We start from the raw sequence: 20,481 nt of genomic DNA on the forward strand, positions 1-20,481 counted from the left end.
GCATGCGGATGGTGGCGACCGACCTCGACGGCACGATCGTCGGAGCGGACGGCGCGGTCAGCGCTCGCACGGTCGCGGCCCTGCAGGCCTGCCAGGACGCCGGGGTGCTCGTCGTCTACGTGACCGGCCGGCCGGTCCGCTGGATGGCCGAGGTGGTGGAGCAGACCGGGCACAGCGGGATCGCCCTGTGCGGCAACGGCGCCGTGGTCTACGACCTCGCCGCCGAGCAGGTGGTCACGGCGCGCACGCTGTCACCGGAGGTGGCGGTGGAGGTGGCCGACCGGCTGCGCGCGTCCATGTCGGACGCCCAGTTCGCCGTCGAGACGCTGGCCGGGTTCCGGCTCGAGCCGGGCTTCCAGCCGCACTGGGACGACGCCTTCCGGCCGTTCCCCGAAGGTGACCTCGGGCAGCTGCTGGCCGACGACCCTGGCCTGCTGAAGCTCTTGTGCCGCAGCGAGTCCCGGCTGGCCGACGACATGCTGGCCCGGGCGATCCAGGCGCTGGACGGGCTGGCCGCCCCCACCCACTCGAACCCGCGGGACTGCCTGCTGGAGGTCTCGGCGCTCGGCGTCGGCAAGGCGAGCGCGTTGGCCGAGCTGGCCGCCGAGCACGGCATCGACCCGGCGGATGTCGTCGCCTTCGGGGACATGCCGAACGACCTGGACATGCTCGCCTGGGCCGGCCGCGGCTACGCGATGGACGGCGGGCACGCCGACGTCCTGGCTGTGGCCCAGCACGTCGCGCCGCCGATCCACGAGGACGGCGTCGCCCAGGTCCTGGAGTCCCTCCTCGCCCCCTGACGCAGATAGGCCACTATCCGGGGTCATGGGGGCTCGAAAGGCCCGGATAGCGGGCTATTTGCGCTAGAGGTACTGGCCGGTGTTGGGGGGCTGCTGGCTGGGGTGCTGGGGCTGGCCAGGGTGCTGGGGATGGCCGGGCAGGCCGTCCGGGGGCATCGCGCCGGGCGGCAGGGCGCGGCGCATCTCCTCCAGCTGGGCGCGGGCGGCCATCTGCTGGGCCATCAAGGCGGTCTGGATGCCGTGGAACAGCCCCTCCAGCCACCCGACGAGCTGGGCCTGGGCGATCCGCAGCTCGGCGTCCGAGGGGGTCTGGTCACCGCTGAACGGCAAGGTGATCCGGCGCAGCTCGTCGACGAGCTCGGGGGCCAGACCCTGCTCGAGCTCGGTCAGCGAGCGCTCGTGGATCGCCGCGAGGCGGCTGCGCCCGGCGTCGTCCAGCGGCGCGGAGCGCACCTCCTCGAGCAGCTGCTTGATCATGCTGCCGATCCGCATGACCTTCGCGGGCTGCTCGATGAGGTCGGCCGGGTTGCGCTCGGCGTCCTCACCCTCCCCGGTGCCGTCTCCGGACCCGCTACCGGACGACGACACGCCCATCCCGTCCTGGGTGACCACCACGAAGCGGTCCTGCTCGGGTCCCGGGTTCGTCTCGTCAGGCTGGCTCATGCCCCCATCCTGCCCCCATCACTGGCCCAACCGCCGGGTGAGCGGCAGCCGGGAGCGCACCCCCAGCCCGGCGGCGGCCGCCGCCAGCAGCGGGACGCCGATCCCGATCAGCGCCAGCATCAGCCACGGGATGGCGATGATGGGCGTCCCCCAGACGTAGTTGCCGTTCGCGTCGTTGTGCTGGGCCGTGAGCGGCCACGCCACCGCGATCCCGGGCACGAGGCCGACGGCGATCCCGGCCAGGCTGCCGAGCAGCCCGATCACCACGGCCTGGGCGGCCGCCATGGTCCGGCGGGTGCGCGGGCGGGCGCCGATGGCGGCCAGGGTCGCGGCATCCGGTCGGCTGTCCACCAGCGCGAGCCCCGTGGCCGTCAACGTGCCGACGAGCACCGCCAGCGCGGCGACCGCGATCAGTCCGACCAGCGGCAGCGCGAAGGACTCGTCGAAGCCGCGCTCGGTGTAGACCTCGGCGTACCGGGTGGTGCCGAGCAGGCTCTCCTGCAGCTTGTCCTGGGCACTCCGGCTCAGCGGGTTCGCCGACGGGGACAGGACCGCGCTGGTCTGCTGCCAGGCGATGCCGAGCTGCTTCGCAGTCGTCGGCGTCATGATCGCGCCGACGACCGTGAGCATCGTGCCCTGGCGCATCGGCGGCAGGGCGGCGGCGCGCACCCGGTGCACCTGGAGGTCACGGGTCTTGGCCGTGCCGCCGTAGTACACGTCGTACGTCATCAGGGTCGCGTGGCTGGTGCTGTCGATCAACGCGGGACTGGGTAGCAGCACACCGCCGGCGTCCAGCACAGCCTGCTGGTTGGCGTCGAGCTGGTACCCCAGTGCGGCGAGCGCCGCTCGGTCGGCCACCACGCTCGGCGTGCTGCTGTAGCTGTTGGGTCGGTCGTTCAGGCCCGCGGTCTGCCAGTTCAGGCAGTCGTCGGCGGGCTGGCTCGCCTCGCTCGCCAGCTCGATGGGCTCGGCCGGGCAACCCTTCGGCGGGACGTAGACGCTCGGGGACCAGCTCGACCCTGGGTCGGTCCGTCCCAGCGACCCGACCGGCAGCAGCTCACGCCCGGGAGCCAGCTGCTTCGCGGTGGTGTTCGCGGCGGTCCACCAGGCGTCGTCCACGCTGTCGGCAGTGATGGTCGTGACGCCGGCCGCCTGCCGCGGCTGGTAGTCCCGCCGGCTCTGCGCGAAGTCGCTGCTGGCGCCGATGGCCAGCGTGGTGACGCCGGCCACGGCAGCCATCACCGCCGCGACGGCCGGGGCGGTGCGGCCGCGCTGGCGCGCGCTGTCCCGGGTGGCCAGCCGCAGGCCCAGGGGCAGGTGGCGGCCCAGCCGCCCGATGCCGCCGACCACGGACGGCATGAGCGCGATGGCGCCGAGCACCATGACCAGCGTGCCGCCGGCCACCCAGTACTCACCGCCCTGCTTCGTGCCAAGCACCAGGGCGGCCGCCGCACCGGCGCCGAGCAGCACCGCCCCGAGCACGGGCAGCCCGCGCCGTGACCGCACGGTCCCGCGCCGCCCCGCGAGCACGGCGACGACGTCCTGACGGGCGGCGGCGCGGGCCGGGAAGTACGCCGCGGTCAGCGCCGCGACCGCCCCCAGCGCGGCCGCGACGAGCAAGGGGAGCCAGGCCACGTCGAACGGTCCGAGCACCGACTGCGGCCTGACCCGCGGCACGGCCCACACGATCAGGGCGCCCAGCGGGATGCCGAGCAGTGCGCCGGCCACCGCGGCGAGCGCACCGGTGGTGAGCGCCTGGGCCAGCACGATCCGGCGGACGTCGCGGGCCGTGCCGCCCGCGGCGGCGACGAGCGCGAGCTGGCGGCGCTGGCGGCGCACCCCGACGGCGAACGCCGGCCCGGCCAGCAGAATCACCTCGAGCACGATGGAGAACACGACCAGGACGAGCACGGCCCGGTCGGCGTTGCTCGAGCCGTACTCGGTGAACGCCTCGGGGTTCGTGAGGGTGGACTGCCAGTCGGCGGGCGGGTGCTGCACGACCGAGCGGGAGGTGACGGCCAGCCCGACCTTGTTGAGCTCGCGGACCCGCGCCCAGCTGACCGGGTCCGGGCCACGCAGCAGGTAGATGTGCTGGACGTCGTCCCCGCTGGGCTGGGCGAACGGGGCGTTCGGCAGTCCCAGCACCATCGCGTCGTCGTACACCGTGGGCACCACCCCGGTGCCGACGACGCGCGCCGTCCGGCCGGCGTCCGCGCTGTCGGCTCCGGCCGGCAGCAGCTCGATCGTGTGGCCCACGCCGAACCCGTGATCGGCGACCCACGGGGAGACCAGCACCTCGTCGTCCGTGCGGGGGTAGCGCCCCTCGCGCAGCGTGCTGAAGCCGGCGAGCTGCGGCGAGCCGGCGTCCGCGGCCACCACGTGCACGGGCAGCCGGCCGCGTTCAGTCCGCATCGTGCTGCTCGTGGACGTGATGTCGAGCAGGTCGCCGCCGACGGCCGTGCGCACCTTGTCCGGAGTCCACTCGCCGGCGTCCGAGCCCTGTTCCGAGAGCGTGCTCCAGTTCGAACCGTCCACGTTCTGGTCGATCGGGTCGCTGCCCGTGGGCGTGACGAGCGCCTGGGCCTGGCCGAGCTGCTGGTTGAGCTGCTCGACGGACGTCATGTCGTTGGTCTCGTAGACGGTGGCGAAGGTCGAGACGGCGAGCACGGGCAGACCGACCATCACGGCGACAAGGGCGTTGCGTCCCTTGTGCCGCACCAGGTCTCGTCGGGCGACCCGCAGTGCGGGTCGCCATCCGGCCAGGCTCACGCCGTCCCCTCCTGGTTGTCGCGCAGCAGGACCTCGGCCTCGGGGGCGTCGCCGGTGGTGTCGACCACGACGCCGTCGCGCAGGAAGACCACCCGGTCCGCCCAGGCGGCGTGCCGGGCCTCGTGGGTGACCAGCAACCCGGCGCAGCCGGCGTCCACCCGGGCGCGCAGCACGCGCAGCACGGCCTCACCGGTCTCGGAGTCCAGGGCGCCGGTGGGCTCGTCCGCGAGGACCAGACGGCGGTCGCCGACCAGCGCGCGGGCGATCGCGGTGCGCTGCTGCTGCCCGCCGGACATCTCGTCCGGGAACCGGTCCGCCAGGTCGGCGACGCCGACCTCGGCGAGTGCCTCGCGGGCCTGCTTGCGGGCGGTGCCCGACCGGACGCCGTCCAGCTCGAGCGGGAGCATGACGTTCTCGACCGCGGTGAGGGCGGGGATGAGGTTGAGGTCCTGGAACACGTACCCGAGGCTCCGCCGACGCAGCGCCGCGATCTCGCCGCGCTTCAGCTGGGACAGGGGCTGCAGCTCGACGTACACCTCGCCGGACGTCGGGGTGTCCAGGCCGCCGGCCAGGCTGAGCAGGGTGGACTTGCCGGAGCCGCTCGGCCCCATCACCGCGACCAGCTCACCGGGGCGGACGGTGAGGCTGACGTCGCGCAGCGCGTGCACGGCCGTGTCGCCCTCGCCGTGCACGCGGGAGACGCCGCTCAGCTCGAGCACCGCGTTGGTGGTGCTGCCGGTGGACGTGCGCAGGCTCTCGGTGGCGGTCATCGCTGCGCCCCCTGCGTCGGCGCCTGCGCAACGTCCGAGTCAAGGGCGGCTACAGGTGCGATCGGTTCGGACGTCGTGGGGGGTGGCGGGGTCTCGTGGGCGCGGCGCAGCAGGCGGGCCTCGACGTGGTCGAGCCAGCGGACCTCGGCCTCCGCGGCGAACACCAGGCTGTCCAGCACCAGCAGCCAGGCCAGGTCGTCGTTCTCGGTGGCCCGCTGCTTGAGCCGGGTCAGGTCACGCAGCGAGCGCATGGTCTGGGTGCGCTGGGACTGCACCACGGCGGGGACGTCGACCCCGGGCACGGTGACCGCGAGCGCCAGCTTGATGGCGAGCTCGTCACGCGGCCGGTCCTCGCGGTCGACCGGGGTGAGCCACCAGCGCTCGACGGTCCCCCGACCGTCCGTCGTCAGCCGGTAGGCGATGCGCCCCTCCTCGTCCGGCCCCCCTGCGGCCTCGACGAGTCCGTCGCGCTCGAGCCGGTTGAGCGTCGTGTAGACCTGCCCGACGTTCAGCGGCCATGTCCCGCCGGTGCGGGCCTCGAACTCGGACCGTAGCTGCGCCCCGTACATCGGCTGCTCCGCGAGCAGCGCCAGCAGCCCCTGCCGGATCGACATCGACATCCCCTTCTGTATACCGAGTATTGCCTCGCTGAGCAGCATGTATACCCGGTATGTAGAGGGCAGTGCAAGCCCGCCGCACGACTCCCACCCCCCGCGGTGATCATGCACGTTCGCCCCGCTCACCCGGGGGCGGGCGCCCGCCGGACGTCGCCCGGCGGGGCGAACGTGCATGATCACCGCGGGGGTGGTGGGGGCTGAGCTAGGTGGTGAGCAGCACCTTGCCGATGTGCTGAGAGTCCTCGAGCAGCTGGTGGGCGCGGCCCGCCTCGGCCAGCGGGAGCACCGTGTCGACCACGGGCCGCACCCGGCCGGCCTCCACGAGCGGCCAGACGTGCTCGCGCACCGCGGCCACGATGGCCGCCTTCTCGGCGACCGGACGCGCCCGCAGCGACGTCGCGATCACCGCCGCGCGCTTGCGCATGAGCAGGCCCAGGTCGAGCTCGGCCTTCGTCCCGCCCTGCAGGCCGATGGTCACCTGCCGGCCGTTCACCGCCAGCGCCTCGACGTTGCGGGCCAGGTACTTCGCCCCCATGTTGTCCAGGATCACGTCCGCGCCGTGCCCGTCGGTCGCCGTCCGCACCGCCTCGACGAAGTCGTCCTCGCGGTAGTTCACCAGGATGTCGGCCCCGAGCTCGCGGCAGCGCTCCAGCTTCGCGGCCGACCCGGCGGTCACCGCCACCCGGGCGCCGACCTCCCGAGCCAGCTGGATCGCCATCGTGCCGATGCCGCTCGACCCGCCGTGCACGAGCAGCACCTCGCCCGGCCGCAGCCCCGCCGTCAGGAACACGTTGCTCCACACCGTGCACGCCACCTCGGGCAGCCCACCGGCCTCCACCAGCGTCACCCCGGACGGCGCCGGCAGCAGCTGCCCGGCCGGCACCGCCACCAGCTCCGCGTACCCCCCACCGGCCAGCACCGCGCACACCGGCGCGCCGACGTCCCAGCCCTCGACGCCCTCACCGAGCGCCTCGACCGTGCCACTGCACTCCAGCCCCAGGTACTCCGACGCCCCCGCCGGCGGCGGGTAGTGCCCCTGGCGCTGCATCACGTCCGCGCGGTTCACCCCCGCCGCAACCACCCGGACCAGCACCTCACCCGGCCCGGGCTCGGCGTCCGGGACCTCGGACAACGACAGGACGTCGGGCCCGCCGGGGCCACTCATCGTGATCGCGCGCATGGCCCGACCCTAGGCAGGAAACCCGTGTGCGGCGACAGCGCCTCCGGGAGCACACTGGCCGATCATGCGCACGCTGCTCTCCGACCCCCGCTACCGGGCCTTCTGGATCGGCCAGGCGACCAGCGTCATCGGCAACGGCATCACCCTGGTGGCGCTCGCGGCCCTCGTCATCCCGCACCGGGGTGGGCAGGCGTTCGGGCTGGCGCTGGCCGCCGAGTCGCTCACCATGGGCGTGCTGCTGCTCGGCGCGGGCGTGCTGGTCGACCGGTACTCCCGGACGGCGGTCATGGCGATCGCGGACGTCGCCCGCGGGATCGGGGTGGTCGGGATCCTGCTGTTCGCGGCGTCCGGGCCGCTGGCCGGGCTGCTGGTCGCGTGCGCCTTCGTGGGCGCCGGCATCGCGCTGCACCAGCCCGCGCACCGGGCCGCCATCCCGCAGCTGGTCCGGCCCGACCAGCTGCAGGCCGCCAACGCGCTCGACTCCGCCACCATGCAGCTCGGTCTCGGCGCCGGCACCGCCCTCGGCGGCGTGCTGGTGTCGGTGTGGGGGCCGCGGCACGCCGTGCTCGTGGACCTCGCCACCTTCGCGGTCAGCCTGCTGACCCTGCTCTGGCTGCGCCTGCCGCCGGTCGGCGAGCGGCCGGAGGGCACCGGGCTGCGGCACGCGCTGCACGAGGCGCACGAGGGCATCCGGGAGGTGCGCCGCCGGCCCTGGGTCGCCGTGGTCATGCTGCAGGGCACCGTGCAGGTGTTCTGCCTGTTCGCCCCGGCGTTCGCGCTGATCCCGGTCGTCGCCCTCGCGCGCTACGGCAACGGTGCCTACGGCTGGTACACCACGTGCGGCTTCGTCGGCACCGCCATCGGCGCCGCGCTGGTCGCCCGCACCCGCCCGCAGCGCCCAGGCTGGTCGGCGATGAACGCGGTCGCGCCGTGCGCGCTGCTGCCGCTCCTGCTGGTGGTGGACCTGCCGCTGTGGGCGTTCTGCCTGATCAACGCGGTGGCCTGGGCCGGCATCGGCTGGTTCGCGGTGCTCTGGTTCGGCGCCCTGCAGACCGAGTTCCCGGCCCAGGTGCAGGGACGCGTGTTCAGCCTGGAGAGCCTGGCGACCTTCGGGCTGCAACCACTCGGGCTGGCCATCGCTCCCGTCGTGGCCGCGGCCGTCGGCCTGACAACCGTGGCGGTGGTCGCCAGCCTCGTGATGATCGTGACGACGTACGCCGTGTTCCTGGTGCCGGGAGTCGCCCGCTTCAGGTCCCCGGACCTGGTGCCGGCTCAGCCCTGACCTGCCGCCGCGCCCGGTCCAGGTCGGCCTCGGTGTCGACGTCCAGCAGCAGGGGCTCGGGCACGGCCACCTCGACGAGCGCCAGCCCGGCCAGCACGGAGCGCATCGAGCGCCCCACCGGGCTCGGCCCCACCGCGGCCCGCAGCGCCCCGGCCCGGTAGAGCGCCAGCAGCGGCTGCCGCCGGCCACCGTCGTCCACCGCGCACACCCCGTCGTCCTGCGCGGGCCACGCGGCCAGCAGCGCCGGCAGCGCCGCGCCCGCGAACGGCTGGTCACCGGCCAGCACTGCCAGGACCGCCTCGTCCGGCACCTCGTCGAGCGCCCGGGCCAGCCCGGCGACCGGCCCGCCCCCCGGCGGCTCCTCGCGCACCCACCGCACCGGCACGGACGTCGCCCGCCGGGCCCCCACCACCAGCACCGGGACGTCGGGCGCCGCCCCGCGGACGCCGGCGAGCAGCCGGTCGAGGACGCTCACGCCGTCCAGCCGCGCCGCGAGCTTGTCGTGGCCCAACCGCCGTGATCCGCCGCCGGCGAGCACCACGACGACGTCCAGAATCCTCCGCTCAGCCGCCACGGACTCAGTATCGCGGTCGGCTGCAACTACTCAGGAACGCTCAGCCAGCCCACGGGACACGCCGAAACTAGGCCGAACGGGTGACTGGCGGGCCCGCCGCGTTCAATGTCCTCTCCCTGCACGCCGAAGAGCGATGGACCGGCGACAGAGGGAAGGGCACCATGCTGCGTAACCGAGGGATCAGGACCAAGCTACTTGCGGTCCTGGCACTACCGATCGTCGTGCTGATCATCGGTGCTGCCGTCATCTCTGCCCAGGGATTCACCCGAGCAGCGCAGGCCGCGAAGGTCGAGAAGCTGGCCAACGGTGGCAGCGCGCTCGGTGACCTGATCACGCGCCTGCACCAGGAGCGCACGCTCGCCGTGCAGGTCGCCAACGGCACCGCCACGCCCGAGCAGGTGAAGCAGCTGAAGGGCGCGCAGGGCGGCACCGACAAGGCCGTGCTCGAGACCCGCAGCTTCGTGCAGAGCCTGAGCCTCAGCTCGCTGTCGCAGGAGGCCATCCAGGCCGTCGCGGCGTCCGAGGCCGGCCACATGCAGCTGCCCGCCGTCCGCGCGGACGTCGTCAGCGGCCACGGCCAGCCCGACCAGATCGCCGCCAAGTACGACGACATGATCGCGCTGGACGCCGAGCTGCCGGCCCGCATCGGTGACTCGCTGACCGACCGCCGGATCGGCCGCAGCCTCGTCGCCTACGCCAACCTCGCCAACCTCGTCGAGAGCGCCAGCCAGGAGGCCGAGATCGGCGCCGTGGCCGTCGCGACCAAGGGCATCGACGCCCAGACCGCGGTCAAGCTCTCGCTGCTGCAGTCCGCGCAGAACCAGCAGGTCGAGGCCTTCCGCCTGAACGCCAACTCGCACCTCGCGAGCATGATGGACACCGCGCTGTACCAGCCCATCGAGTCCCGCGCCGCGTTCAACACCGAGCGCGCGGACATCATGGGCAGCCTGGGCGGCACGCCGACCGTCACCACCCAGCACGACTGGATCAAGAACGCCGGCCAGCGAGTGACGTCGCTCTCCGCGCTGCTGCAGCCGCTGGCCCAGCAGACCGCGAAGGACGCGTCCGCCGCGGCCGCCGACGCCCGCCGTTCGGCCGTCATCATCCTGGCCGCCAGCCTCATCATCGTCGCCTTCGTCATCGTGCTGGGTCTCTTCCTGGCTCGCGCCATGACCCGCCCGCTGCGCCGCCTGACCGTCACCGCTGGTGAGCTCGCCGACGAGCTGCCGAAGATGGTCGAGCGGATGGCCACGCCGGGCGAGGGCCCGGGTGTCCAGCTGCCCGAGATCGAGGTCTACTCCGAGGACGAGGTCGGCCGCCTGGCCGAGGCGTTCCGGAACGTCAACGAGACCACGGTCCGGGTCGCCGAGGAGCAGGCGGCACTGCGCGCCTCGATCGCGGAGATGTTCGTCAACGTCGCCCGGCGCAACCACGTCCTGCTCTCGCGCCAGCTGTCCTTCATCGACCAGCTGGAGCGCACCGAGGAGAACCCGGACACGCTGGACAACCTGTTCCGCCTGGACCACCTCGCCACCCGGATGCGTCGGAACGCCGAGTCGCTGATCGTCCTCGCGGGCCTGGACAGCGGTCGTCGTCTGCGTCGTTCCATGCCGCTGTCCGACGTGATCCGCACCGCCGTGTCCGAGATCGAGCGGTACGACCGCGTCGACCTCGCGCTGCAGGCGGACCCGCCGCTCGTCGGCCACGTCGCGCTGACCACGGCGCACATGATCGCCGAGCTGCTGGAGAACGCGACCCAGTTCTCCAACCCGGACACCCGCGTGGTGACCTCGACCGCCTTCAGCAGCACCGGCGTCCGCGTCACCATCACCGACCTCGGCCTGGGCATGACCTGGGACGAGATCACCGACGCCAACCAGCGCATCGCCAACCCGCCGGTCACCGACGTGGTCGGCTCGCAGCGCCTCGGCTTCTACGTGGTCGGCCGCCTGGCCCGCCGCCTGGACGCCACCGTCGCGCTGCGCCCGGGTCGCACCCAGGGCACGGTCGTCACCATCGACCTGCCCCCGGCGCTCTTCGTCCCGGGCACCGTCTCGGACCTGGCCGTCAGCGACCTGGAGGCCAGCGACCTGCCGGCCATCGAGTCGAGCTCGTCCGACCAGCCCGTGTCCGACTCGGCGCCGATGCTGCCGAGCCTGCCCAGCCTGCCGGCCGCCCCCAGCGCGCCGGTCCCCGCCCCGGCCGGCTTCGACGTGCCCGTCGTCGCCTCCGACTCCGGAGTCGACCTGCCGCGCCGCGGCCAGGTGGACGCCGTCGTGGACGCCGGTGCGGACGAGGCGCGGGTCGAGCCGCGGGTGCCGGTGCAGCCGGCCCCCGAGGCCTTCGTCGACGCGACCGGTGACGGCGCCTCGCTGCCCAAGCGCGGCACCGCCCCGATCGAGGCCGCTCCCGCGGTCGACGTCGCGGCCGCTCCGCCGCCGCCGCGGTCGGGCATGTTCAACAGCTTCCGCTCACGTCGCGACGTCGACGAGACGGTCGACACCACCGTCCCCGAGGTGCCCGCGCTGAGCACCCCGCTGGACGACGGCACCGGCGAGGTCTTCGTCCCGGTCCTCGAGGAGGCCACGCCGGCTCTGCCGACCCGTGACGTCGCCGAGGTCGTCGAGGCTCCTGCGGCTGAGGTCGAGGAGGTCGAGGAGGTCGAGGCCACTGAGGCCGAGGTCGCCGAGGTCGCCGAGGTCGAGGTCGTGGAGGCCACGCCGGGTCCGCTGGACGCCGGCTGGGTCCCCGAGGCCGACGCCGAGTGGGTCCCCGAGGCCACGGAGGCTACGGAGACCGCGGAGGCCACGGAGACCGCTGAGGTCGAGGCCGTCGAGGTCGAGGCTGCTGAGGTCGAGGCCGTCGAGGTCACCGAGCCGTCGTTCGAGTTCGAGCCGGCTTTCGAGCCGGTCGCCGAGCTCGAGCCCGAGACCGCGTCGCTGGCCTTCGTCCCGGCACTGGAGCTCGAGCCGGTCGCCGAGGTCGAGCCCGTCGCCGAGGTCGAGGTCGAGGTCGAGGTCGAGCCCGAGGTCGAGCCCGAGGTCGAGCCGGTCAGCGCATCCGCTGCGCAGGACGGTCCGGACGCCCGCTCCACGCTCAGCGAGCTGGCCCGTGAGGCCCGCGCCGCTGGCGACGAGGCGCTGCACGGACAGCCCGAGGACGTCGTCGAGGACGAGCCGCAGGTTCCCGCGGTCCCGGCGCTGCCGCCGGTCGGGGTGCCCGCGATGGACATCCTGCCCGCTCGTGGTGGCCGCGGCCGCCTCGGACGGCGCTCGCCGAAGCCCGCCCCGGCCCCCGCGCCGGTGCAGCAGGCGAAGTCGTGGCCGACGCCGTCGCCGATCCCGGCGGCCCGTCAGCCGGAGCCGTCGGCCCCGGTCACCCCGGTGGCACCGGTCGCTCCGGTCGCTCCGGCCGTGCCCGAGCCCGCCACCTCGGTGTTCGCTCCGGTTCCGGCTCCCGCGCCGGTGGAGTACCAGGAGCCGGTGCCTGCACCGTCCTCCTTGTTCGCCCCGGTCCAGCCGGCCGCACCGGTCGAGTACCAGGAGCCCGTGCCCGCGCCGTCCTCCCTGTTCGCCCCGGCGATCAGCGAGGCCGACGAGCCGGCCTTCCAGCCGTCGTTCGAGCCTGCTGTCCCGGCCCTCGCGGCCGCCGTCAGCCTGCGCGAGCGCTCCGCCATGGCCTCCGAGGCGCTCTCCGAGCTGTCTGCGCTGTCGACGTACAGCCCGCAGGCCGTGGAGGAGACCGCCCCGGCGTCCCTGACCCGACGCACGCCGTTGGCGACCGAGGCCGGCCAGATGGCCTCGCGACCCGCGGCGGATGAGCCCCTCGGCGCCCGCCGTGGAGCCCGCAACGCGGCAGACGTCCGCACCATGCTCAGCGGCTTCCGGGCCGGCGTGGAGCGTGGCCGTACGTCGCCGGCAAGTCACAGCAGCAACTCGGCTACCGAGGACGCAGACGCCTGATCCTCGGCTACTGCCAGTGGGTGCACTTGCCCGCGACCGTTAAAGACCCGCACCACCCTGTCCGATCAACCAGCAAGCAACAGCAGCGCAATGCAGACGGAGGACCACCACCGTGACGACGATGAGCACCGAGGCAGCCAACTTCAGCTGGCTTCTCGACAACTTCGTGAAGAGCGTGCCCGGCGTGCGGCACACGCTCGTCGTGTCCGCCGACGGACTTCTGATGGCCATGTCAGACGATCTCGACCGCACCAGCGGTGACCAGCTGGCAGCGATCGTGTCGGGCATGGCCAGCCTCACCCGGGGGGCTGCTCGCCAGCTCCGCTCGGGCGAGGTTCGGCAGTCCATTGTCGAGATGGACACGCTGTTCCTGTTCACCATGAGCATCAGTGACGGCTCCGTGCTGTCGGTGATGGCAGACGCCACCTGCGACGTCGGCCTCATCGGGTACGAGATGGCCCTCCTGGTCAGCCGCACCGAGGCCACGCTCACCCCGCAGCTCGTGTCGGAGATGCGCTCGCGCCTCCCCGTCGCCGGCGCGCTGCGGGCCGTGGCAGGGGGGTGATCCCGGTGGACCCCCTCGACTACCCGTCCGACGTGACGGAGGACGAGGCGGACGAGGAGACCTACGCCGTCCGCCCCTACGCCGTCACCGGGGGTCGCACGCGGACCACGACGAACGAGCCGCTGCCTGTCGAGGCACTCGTCCAGTCCCTGCGCGGCCACGACGACATCGGCCTGACGCCCGAGCGTCGCAAGATCCTCGAGCTCACCCGCGACCAGTACCTGTCCGTGGCCGAGTTGTCGGCCCACGTCAAGCTCCCCGTCGGCATCATGCGCGTCCTGATCAGCGACATGTCCGACTCGGGAAACGTCCGGATCCACGGAGCCGGCGCCTTCTCGTCCACCACAGCCCCCGCTACCAGCCTCAGCGTCCTGGAGAGTGTTCTCAATGGCATTTCCTCGCTCTGACGTCGCCCCGCAGGGCACGCCCGCGGGAGCCCCGGGCACGCCCACTGCTGCGGGTACCCCCGACGCGCCCCCCACTGTCGTCAAGATCGTCGTCGCCGGCGGGTTCTCCGTCGGCAAGACCACCTTCATCGGGTCCTTGTCGGACATCGAGCCGCTTCGCACCGAAGCGGCGATGACCGAGCACTCGATCGGCGTCGACGACGCCGGTCTGGTCTCGGACCGCAAGACCTCCACGACCGTCGCCATGGACTTCGGCCGCATCTCGCTGCCGGGCAACCTGTGGCTGTACCTGTTCGGCACGCCGGGCCAGGACCGCTTCCTCTTCATGTGGGACGACCTGGTCAAGGGTGCGATCGGTGCGGTCGTCCTGGTCGACACCGACCGGCTCGACCAGTGCTTCCCGGCCGTGGACTACTTCGAGGCTCGGCAGATCCCGTTCGTCGTCGCGGTCAACTGCTTCGACGGCGTGGCTCGCCACCAGCTCGAGGACGTCCGTGAGGCCCTCGCGGTCCCGGCGCACGTGCCGATGCTCTACACCGACGCCCGCACCCGGGCGGCGACCAAGCAGGCCCTGATCTCCGTCGTCCAGCTGGCGATGCAGCGCCTGACCGGGGCCTGAGCCGACCGCTCAGCCCCACCCCTGACCCGGCCGGTGTCGGTGCCCCTGAGGCACCGGCACCGGCCGCGCCACGTTTGCGCGGGCCGTCAGCCGACGGTGGCCTTCGTGACCTTGCCGTCAGTGACGGTGAGGTTGATGCGGCTCGGGTTCAGGTCCATGGTGACGGCGAACTTCTCGCCGTCCCGCTCGACCACCCGCGTCGTCCCGCCGGCGTCGGCGACCGCCTTGACGGCATCGTCCTCGGTCATCCCGACGACGGACGTGGCGAGCTGCTGGGCCTTGGCGTCGTCCATGGTCGGCTCCTCCGCCGTCTGCTGCGTGGTGCTGCTGCTGCTGGCGGCCGGCGTGCCGTCGTCGCCGTTGCCGCATCCGGTGAGCAGCGCGGCTCCGGCGAGCACGGCTCCGGCCGCGACGATCCTGACGTGCTTCGTGATCATGGTCGCCTCCCGGGTGGGAGCGTAGCGGCTGCTGCGTCGTCCGAGAGCAGAGAAGTGGGGCACCCGAACTGCCGTAGGTGCCCCACTTCTCTGTTCTCGCCGCGCTGAGGTCCCCGGTCAGCGGGACCGAGCGGACTCCTTCACCGCGAGCACGGGGCACGCCGCCTCGAGCAGCACCTGCTGGGCGGTGCTGCCCAACAGGAGCTTGCCCACCTGGCTGCGGTACCGGATGCCGATCACGATCAGCGTCGCGCGCTGCTCCTCGGCGACCCGCAGGATCTCCTCGGCCGCGTCCCGCCCGGCCGTGGGCTGCTGGACCTCGTGCTCGATCCCCGCGCTCGTGAGCTCGGCGTCGATGGCGTCCAGGTCCTCGGCCGTGGCGAACGCCGCGTCCGAGTAGTTGCCGTGGTGCCCGGTGTTGACCACGACCAGACGCCCGCTACGACGTACCGCCTCGTCCTTGGCCCGCTCGAAGGCCGCGATCCCTTGCGGGCTCGGGATGTAGCCGACGACGATCCGCTCGGCCACGGCGGCACTTCCGGTCACGCCGCTTCCCCGACCTTCTTGGCACCGGTCATGATCGCCACGCCCGCACCCATGTCGTGCGTCTGCGGGGTGATGACGCCGGCTCGACCACCCAGCCGCTGGATGTGGATGCGGTCCGCGACCTCCCACACGTGCGGCATGTTGTGGCTGATGAAGATGATCGACAGCCCCTTGTCGCGCAGCTGCTTGATCATGTCCAGCACCGCAGCGGACTCCTTGACGCCCAACGCGGCGGTCGGCTCGTCGAGGACGACCACCTTGCTGCCGAACGCCGCGGCGCGGGCCACGGCGACGGCCTGACGCTGACCGCCGGACAGCGTCTCGACGGCCTGGGTCATGTTCTGGATCGTCTGGATCCCGAGGCCCTGCACCGCCTTGCCGGCCCGCTGCTCCATGCCCTTCTTGTCGAGCATGCGAAGCACCGAACCGAGCGGTCCGGGACGACGGTCCTCGCGCGCCAGGTACAGGTTGCTGGCGATGTCGAGGGCCGGGATGACGGCGAGCTGCTGGTAGACCGTCTCGATTCCCGCCTCGCGAGCGTCCTGCGGCTTCTTGAAGCTCACCGGTGCGCCGTTCAGCGTGATCGTCCCCGAGTCGGGGACGTACGCGCCGGTCAGGCACTTGATGAGCGTCGACTTGCCGGCCCCGTTGTCACCGATGACCGCCAGGATCTCGCCGGGGTACAGGTCGACGTCGACCCCGTCGAGGCCGACCACGCGACCGAAGGTGATGACGAGCTTGCGGGCCGACAGCACCGGCTGCTGGCTGTAGATGCTCTCCTTGCCGGCCGGTACGCCGCCGTAGGCGACGTCGAGCTCTGACTCTGACGTGGTCATGCCTTGACCTTCCTGATCCACTGGTCGACCGCGACGGCCACGATCACCAGGACGCCGGTCGCGAGGACGCGCCACTGCTGGTCGACGCCCATCTGGGACAGCCCGAACTGCAGGGTCTGGACGATGAGCGCACCGATGGCCGTGCCGATGAGGCGACCACGACCACCGAACAGGCTGGTGCCGCCGATGACCACCGCGGTGATGCTCTGCAGGTTGGCGTCCGGGACGGCGTTCGGCGTCGCAGCGCCGGCCCGCCCGATCAGGACCCACGCCGCGATGCCGTAGATCAGGCCGGCGACGGTGTAGACGCCGAGCAGGATCCGCTTGCTCGGCACACCGGACAGGCGCGCCGACTCGGGGTCGTCACCGACGGCGTACACGTACCGGCCCCAGGCGGTCTGGGCCAGCACGAAGCCGATCACGATGTAGACGATGACCACGACGACGATGCCCCAGGTGAGCCGGAAGTCGCCGATGCTGAACCCCTCGCCGAGGATGTTCAGGATCCGCGGCAGGTGCTCGGCCTGGATGCTCGAGCCGCCGGAGTACAGCAGCGCGATCGCCGTGAAGATGCTGAGCGTGCCCAGCGTGACGATGAACGGCGGCAGGTTGACCCGGGTGACCAGGAACCCGTTGAGGGCCCCGGCCGCCGTGGCGAGCACGAAGCCGAGGAGCAGGGCCAGGATGCCCGGCATCCCGCCGTCCTGGGCCAGCGACGCCATCACCATCATCGACAGCACCATGATCGCCCCGACCGACAGGTCGATGCCCGCCGTGAGGATGACCAGGGTCTGGCCGACTGCCAGGCAGGCGACGACGGCCGTCTGCTGGAGCAGGATGCCCATCGAGGTGGCGGTCAGGAACGTGGGCGTCGCGATGAAGAACGCCACGAACGCGACCAGCAGCAGGAACAGCGGGCTCAGCCAGGGTTTCCCGTGCAGCTGATGCTGGACCTTCTGCAGTGGGGAGTGCTGCCGCCGAGCGAACTCGGCGGCAGCGGACTCGACCGTGTCACTCATGGTCAGTTGCCCCAGCAGATCTTCAGACCCTCGTCTGAGGTGATGCTCTTCACGCCCTCAGCGGGCTTGTCGGTGATCAGCGCGACCCCGGTGTTGAAGAAGTCGAGGCCGGACGTCGTCGCCGGCTTCTCGCCGCCACGGGCGACCTTGGCGATGGCCTCCATGCCCAGCGTCGCCATCTTCAGCGGGTACTGCTGCGCCGTGGCACCGATGACGCCGCTCTTGACGCTGGAGACGCCGGCGCAGCCGCCGTCGACGGACACGATGGTGGCCGTCTTGCCAGCGGCCTTCAGCGCACCGTTGGCGCCGACCGCGGTCGGCTCGTTGATCGTGTAGACGAGGTTGATGTTCGGGTTCTTCGCCAGGCACTTCTCCATGGCGGTGCGGCCGCCGTCCTCGGCGCCCTGCCCGGCCTCGTTGCAGACGATGGTGTAGTCGCCACCCTGGCCGCCGGTGTACTTGCCGGTCTTGGCCTCGTCACCGTTCTTCTTCGGGTCGGCGACGTCGATGCCCATGCCCTCGAGGAAGCCCTGGTCGCGGTTGTAGTCGACCGAGACGATCTTGTCGTCGAACAGGTCCAGCAGGGCGATCGTGGCCGCCTTGCCGGCGAGGGTCGCCGCCGCCCACTGGCCGTCGAGCTTGCCGGCCTCGCGGTTGTCGGTGGCGAACGTGATGTCGACCGTGTTGGCCGGGTCGGGCGGGGTGTCCAGCGCGATGACGTACAGGCCGGCGTCCCGGGCCTTCTTGATGGCCGCGTTTACGCCGGTGCTCATCGGCGTGATCAGGATCCCCTTGTCGCCGCGGGCGATGGAGTCCTCGATCGCCGTGATCTGGCCGGCGTCGTCACCTTCCTGCTTGCCGGAGGCCACGGTGAGCTTGACGTTGTTCTTGGAGGCGTCCTCCTTCGCGCCCTTCTGCATGGCGACGAAGAACGGGTTGGTGGAGTCCTTCGTGATGAGGCTGACGCCGACGGCCTTTTCGCCGCCCGAGCTGGAGCCCGAGCTGGAGTCGTCGCCGCGGCCACAGGCCGCGAGGCCCGCCACCGTGACGCAGGCCGCAGTGATGGCGATGGCCCGTCTCATGGACGGGCTGCTGAGAGTCATGCGAGTCATGGTCAGGGTGTCCCTCTCTTGGCGGAACTACTGCTTGACAACGATGTCAAACATAGTGTGTAGTCCCAGTAGCCGAGAAAGTCAATGGTTTGCCCGGAAAGCAGGTGTGATCGTGACACCGTTGTCATCAGGGGCACCGCGACCGCGGGCGACAATGCGTGAAGTCGCCGCGTTGGCCGGCGTGAGCCTGAAGACGGTGTCCCGGGTGGTCAACCGCGAGGCCAGCGTCTCGCCCGAGGTCACGGCCCGGGTCGAGAAGGCGGTTCGCCAGCTGGGGTACCGGCACAACCTGGCGGCGAGCAACCTGCGCCGGACGAACGCCCGCAGCGCCATGGTGGGCGCGCTGCTGCAGGACGTCAGCAACAGCTTCAGCGCGTCGCTGCTGCGCAGCCTCGAGGACGCCGCGCACAGCCGCGACATGCTGCTCTTCGCCTCCAGCCTGGACGAGGAGCCCGAGCGCGAGCGCAGCCTGGTGGAGAGCCTGGTCCGCCGCCGCGTCGACGGCCTGCTGCTGATGCCGGCCACGCAGCGGCAGGACTACCTCGTCGACGACGTGCGCAGCGGCCTGCCCGTCGTCTTCGTGGACCGGCGCCCGCACGGGCTGGATGCCGACTCGGTGACCGTCGACAACACCCTCGGCGCCCGGATGGCGGTGGAGCACCTGATCGCGCACGGTCACGCACGCATCGCGCTGATCGGTGACCTGCCCGGGATCCAGACGGCCGCCGACCGGCTCACGGGCTACCACCAGGCGATGCGGAAGGCCGGCCTGCAGCCGCTGCGCGAGCACGTGGTGATGGGCGTGCGCAAGGACCGGGCCGCCTACGAGGCGGCCCTGCGGCTGCTCGACCTGGACCGGCCACCCACCGCGATCTTCGCGGCCCGCAACGCCTTGGCGATCGGCACGATCCGGGCGCTGCGCCAGCGCGGCCTGGCCGGACGCATCGCGCTGGTCGGCTTCGACGACTTCCCGCTCGCCGACATCGTCGACCCGCCGCTGACCGTGATCCGGCAGAACGTCGCCCAGATCGGCGTCGAGGTGACCCGCCTGCTCTTTGCGCGCATCGACGGCGACCACTCGGCGTCCCAGCACATCGTGCTCCACCCCGAGCTCGTGGCGCGAGGGTCCGGCGAGCTCCGGCCCTAGCCCGCCCCCCCGCCACCCCGCACACCCTCCGCGGTGATCATGCACGTTCGCCCCGCGGCGCCCTGGCCAGTCACGCGGGGAGGCAGCCCGGCGGGGCGAACGTGCATGATCACCGGGGTGGGGTCTCGCGATGTGGACACTTGGTGTCCACGGGATGACTCGCGGCCGTGCGCGGTGTTCCCTGGGACGAGGGACGTCACCCCCGGCGTCCCGTCGCGCCCAGAAGCATGAGGTGAGCTGCACGTGAGCCGCATCTACGACGACGTCACCACGCTGATCGGCAACACGCCGCTGGTACGTCTGAACCGCATCACGGACGGCGCGGGGGCGACCGTCCTGGCCAAGCTGGAGTTCTACAACCCGGCCAACAGCGTCAAGGACCGGATCGGGGTCTCGATCATCGACGCCGCCGAGGCGTCCGGCGAGCTCAAGCCCGGCGGCACCATCGTCGAGGCCACCAGCGGCAACACCGGCATCGCGCTCGCGATGGTCGGCGCCGCCCGCGGCTACGACGTCGTGCTGACCATGCCCGAGACCATGAGCAAGGAGCGCCGCGCGCTGCTCCGGGCCTTCGGCGCCGAGCTGGTGCTGACGCCCGGCTCCGAGGGCATGAAGGGCGCCGTCAACAAGGCCGACGAGATCGCCAAGGACCGCGGCGCCGTCCTGGCCCGGCAGTTCGCCAACGAGGCCAACCCGGCGATCCACCGCAAGACCACGGCCGTCGAGATCTGGGACGACACCGACGGCGAGGTCGACATCGTGGTGGCCGGCATCGGCACCGGTGGCACGATCACCGGCGTCGGGCAGGTGCTCAAGGAGCGCAAGCCCGGCGTCCAGATGATCGCGGTCGAGCCCGAGGAGTCGCCGATCCTGAACGGCGGGACCCCTGGGCCGCACAAGATCCAGGGCATCGGCGCGAACTTCGTCCCTGAGATCCTGGACACCGGCATCTACGACGAGGTCATCGACGTCAACGCCGAGACGGCGGTCACCTGGGCCCGTCGTGCGGCCGCCGAGGAGGGTCTGCTCGTCGGGCTGTCGTCGGGTGCTGCGATCAAGGCCGCGGTCGACGTCGCGCAGCGCCCGGAGAACGCGGGCAAGACGATCGTGGTCATCATCCCGAGCTTCGGCGAGCGCTACCTCTCGACGATCCTCTACAGCGACCTGCTCGACTGA

General features: G+C 72.2%; 19 protein-coding genes. 8 read left to right on the plus strand and 11 right to left on the minus strand.

Annotated elements, in window-relative coordinates; genetic code table 11:
- Nucleotides 1-2 precede the first annotated feature (2 nt).
- Entirely contained in the window at nt 3-800 is a 798-nt protein-coding gene (locus tag ABEB17_RS07930) for an HAD family hydrolase (RefSeq protein WP_345716141.1), read from the plus strand.
- A gap of 63 nt (nt 801-863) precedes the next feature.
- On the opposite strand, the gene ABEB17_RS07935 is transcribed toward ABEB17_RS07930, so the two are convergent.
- From ABEB17_RS07935 to ABEB17_RS07955, 5 genes are all read right to left on the minus strand, one after another.
- Nucleotides 864-1,463 carry a bacterial proteasome activator family protein gene (locus ABEB17_RS07935; protein ID WP_345716142.1) on the minus strand — a complete coding sequence of 200 codons (600 nt, stop codon included), beginning with the start codon at nt 1,461-1,463 and terminating at the stop codon, nt 864-866.
- An 18-nt stretch (nt 1,464-1,481) separates the two neighbouring features.
- Nucleotides 1,482-4,232: an FtsX-like permease family protein gene (locus ABEB17_RS07940; protein WP_345716143.1), complete on the minus strand. Its 2,751-nt coding sequence runs from the start codon at nt 4,230-4,232 to the stop codon at nt 1,482-1,484.
- The gene (locus tag ABEB17_RS07945) at nt 4,229-5,002 is read right to left on the minus strand and encodes an ABC transporter ATP-binding protein (RefSeq protein ID WP_345716144.1); all 774 of its coding nucleotides are present in this window, start codon (nt 5,000-5,002) and stop codon (nt 4,229-4,231) included. Before ABEB17_RS07945 ends, ABEB17_RS07940 begins: the two co-directional genes overlap by 4 nt.
- Entirely contained in the window at nt 4,999-5,616 is a 618-nt protein-coding gene (locus ABEB17_RS07950) for a PadR family transcriptional regulator (protein ID WP_345716145.1), read from the minus strand. Before ABEB17_RS07950 ends, ABEB17_RS07945 begins: the two co-directional genes overlap by 4 nt.
- 205 nt (nt 5,617-5,821) lie before the next feature.
- Nucleotides 5,822-6,799, minus strand: a complete 978-nt coding sequence (locus tag ABEB17_RS07955; protein WP_345716146.1) for an NAD(P)H-quinone oxidoreductase — start codon at nt 6,797-6,799, stop codon at nt 5,822-5,824.
- A 64-nt stretch (nt 6,800-6,863) separates the two neighbouring features.
- Here ABEB17_RS07955 and ABEB17_RS07960 point away from each other — a divergent pair, with 64 nt between their 5' ends.
- Nucleotides 6,864-8,081: an MFS transporter gene (locus ABEB17_RS07960; protein WP_345716147.1), complete on the plus strand. Its 1,218-nt coding sequence runs from the start codon at nt 6,864-6,866 to the stop codon at nt 8,079-8,081.
- Here the strand turns inward: ABEB17_RS07960 and mobA are convergent.
- On the minus strand, nt 8,047-8,655 hold the full coding sequence (gene mobA / locus ABEB17_RS07965; protein WP_345716148.1) for a molybdenum cofactor guanylyltransferase: 609 nt from the start codon (nt 8,653-8,655) through the stop codon (nt 8,047-8,049). The genes ABEB17_RS07960 and mobA overlap by 35 nt on opposite strands.
- 161 nt (nt 8,656-8,816) lie before the next feature.
- Here mobA and ABEB17_RS07970 point away from each other — a divergent pair, with 161 nt between their 5' ends.
- From ABEB17_RS07970 to ABEB17_RS07985, 4 genes are all read left to right on the plus strand, one after another.
- Nucleotides 8,817-12,617, plus strand: a complete 3,801-nt coding sequence (locus ABEB17_RS07970) for a sensor histidine kinase (RefSeq protein WP_345716149.1) — start codon at nt 8,817-8,819, stop codon at nt 12,615-12,617.
- A 112-nt stretch (nt 12,618-12,729) separates the two neighbouring features.
- Complete coding sequence (locus ABEB17_RS07975) at nt 12,730-13,182, plus strand: roadblock/LC7 domain-containing protein (protein WP_345716150.1); 453 nt, start codon at nt 12,730-12,732, stop codon at nt 13,180-13,182.
- 5 nt (nt 13,183-13,187) lie between these two features.
- Nucleotides 13,188-13,589: a DUF742 domain-containing protein gene (locus ABEB17_RS07980; RefSeq protein WP_345716151.1), complete on the plus strand. Its 402-nt coding sequence runs from the start codon at nt 13,188-13,190 to the stop codon at nt 13,587-13,589.
- Nucleotides 13,570-14,208, plus strand: a complete 639-nt coding sequence (locus tag ABEB17_RS07985) for a GTP-binding protein (protein WP_345716152.1) — start codon at nt 13,570-13,572, stop codon at nt 14,206-14,208. Before ABEB17_RS07980 ends, ABEB17_RS07985 begins: the two co-directional genes overlap by 20 nt.
- An 86-nt stretch (nt 14,209-14,294) precedes the next feature.
- Here ABEB17_RS07985 and ABEB17_RS07990 read toward each other — a convergent pair whose 3' ends face one another.
- From ABEB17_RS07990 to ABEB17_RS08010, 5 genes are all read right to left on the minus strand, one after another.
- Nucleotides 14,295-14,645: a hypothetical protein gene (locus ABEB17_RS07990; RefSeq protein WP_345716153.1), complete on the minus strand. Its 351-nt coding sequence runs from the start codon at nt 14,643-14,645 to the stop codon at nt 14,295-14,297.
- A 117-nt stretch (nt 14,646-14,762) separates the two neighbouring features.
- Nucleotides 14,763-15,191 (minus strand): universal stress protein, encoded by a 429-nt coding sequence (locus ABEB17_RS07995; protein ID WP_345716154.1) that lies wholly within the window; start codon nt 15,189-15,191, stop codon nt 14,763-14,765.
- Complete coding sequence (locus ABEB17_RS08000) at nt 15,188-16,027, minus strand: ATP-binding cassette domain-containing protein (protein ID WP_345716155.1); 840 nt, start codon at nt 16,025-16,027, stop codon at nt 15,188-15,190. The genes ABEB17_RS07995 and ABEB17_RS08000 overlap by 4 nt, the downstream gene beginning before the upstream one ends.
- Nucleotides 16,024-17,046, minus strand: coding sequence for an ABC transporter permease (locus ABEB17_RS08005; RefSeq protein ID WP_345716156.1), 1,023 nt, complete (start codon nt 17,044-17,046; stop codon nt 16,024-16,026). The genes ABEB17_RS08000 and ABEB17_RS08005 overlap by 4 nt, the downstream gene beginning before the upstream one ends.
- Before the next feature lie 2 nt (nt 17,047-17,048).
- The gene (locus tag ABEB17_RS08010) at nt 17,049-18,149 is read right to left on the minus strand and encodes a substrate-binding domain-containing protein (RefSeq protein WP_345716157.1); all 1,101 of its coding nucleotides are present in this window, start codon (nt 18,147-18,149) and stop codon (nt 17,049-17,051) included.
- A gap of 163 nt (nt 18,150-18,312) precedes the next feature.
- On the opposite strand from ABEB17_RS08010, the gene ABEB17_RS08015 reads away from it, so the two are divergent.
- A complete protein-coding gene (locus ABEB17_RS08015; RefSeq protein ID WP_345716158.1) occupies nt 18,313-19,305 on the plus strand; it encodes a LacI family DNA-binding transcriptional regulator in 993 nt (330 codons plus the stop codon).
- Nucleotides 19,306-19,548: 243 nt separating this feature from the next.
- Nucleotides 19,549-20,481 carry a cysteine synthase A gene (gene cysK / locus ABEB17_RS08020; RefSeq protein WP_345716159.1) on the plus strand — a complete coding sequence of 311 codons (933 nt, stop codon included), beginning with the start codon at nt 19,549-19,551 and terminating at the stop codon, nt 20,479-20,481.

This window comes from Angustibacter luteus, from assembly GCF_039541115.1.
GTDB lineage: Bacteria > Actinomycetota > Actinomycetes > Actinomycetales > Angustibacteraceae > Angustibacter > Angustibacter luteus.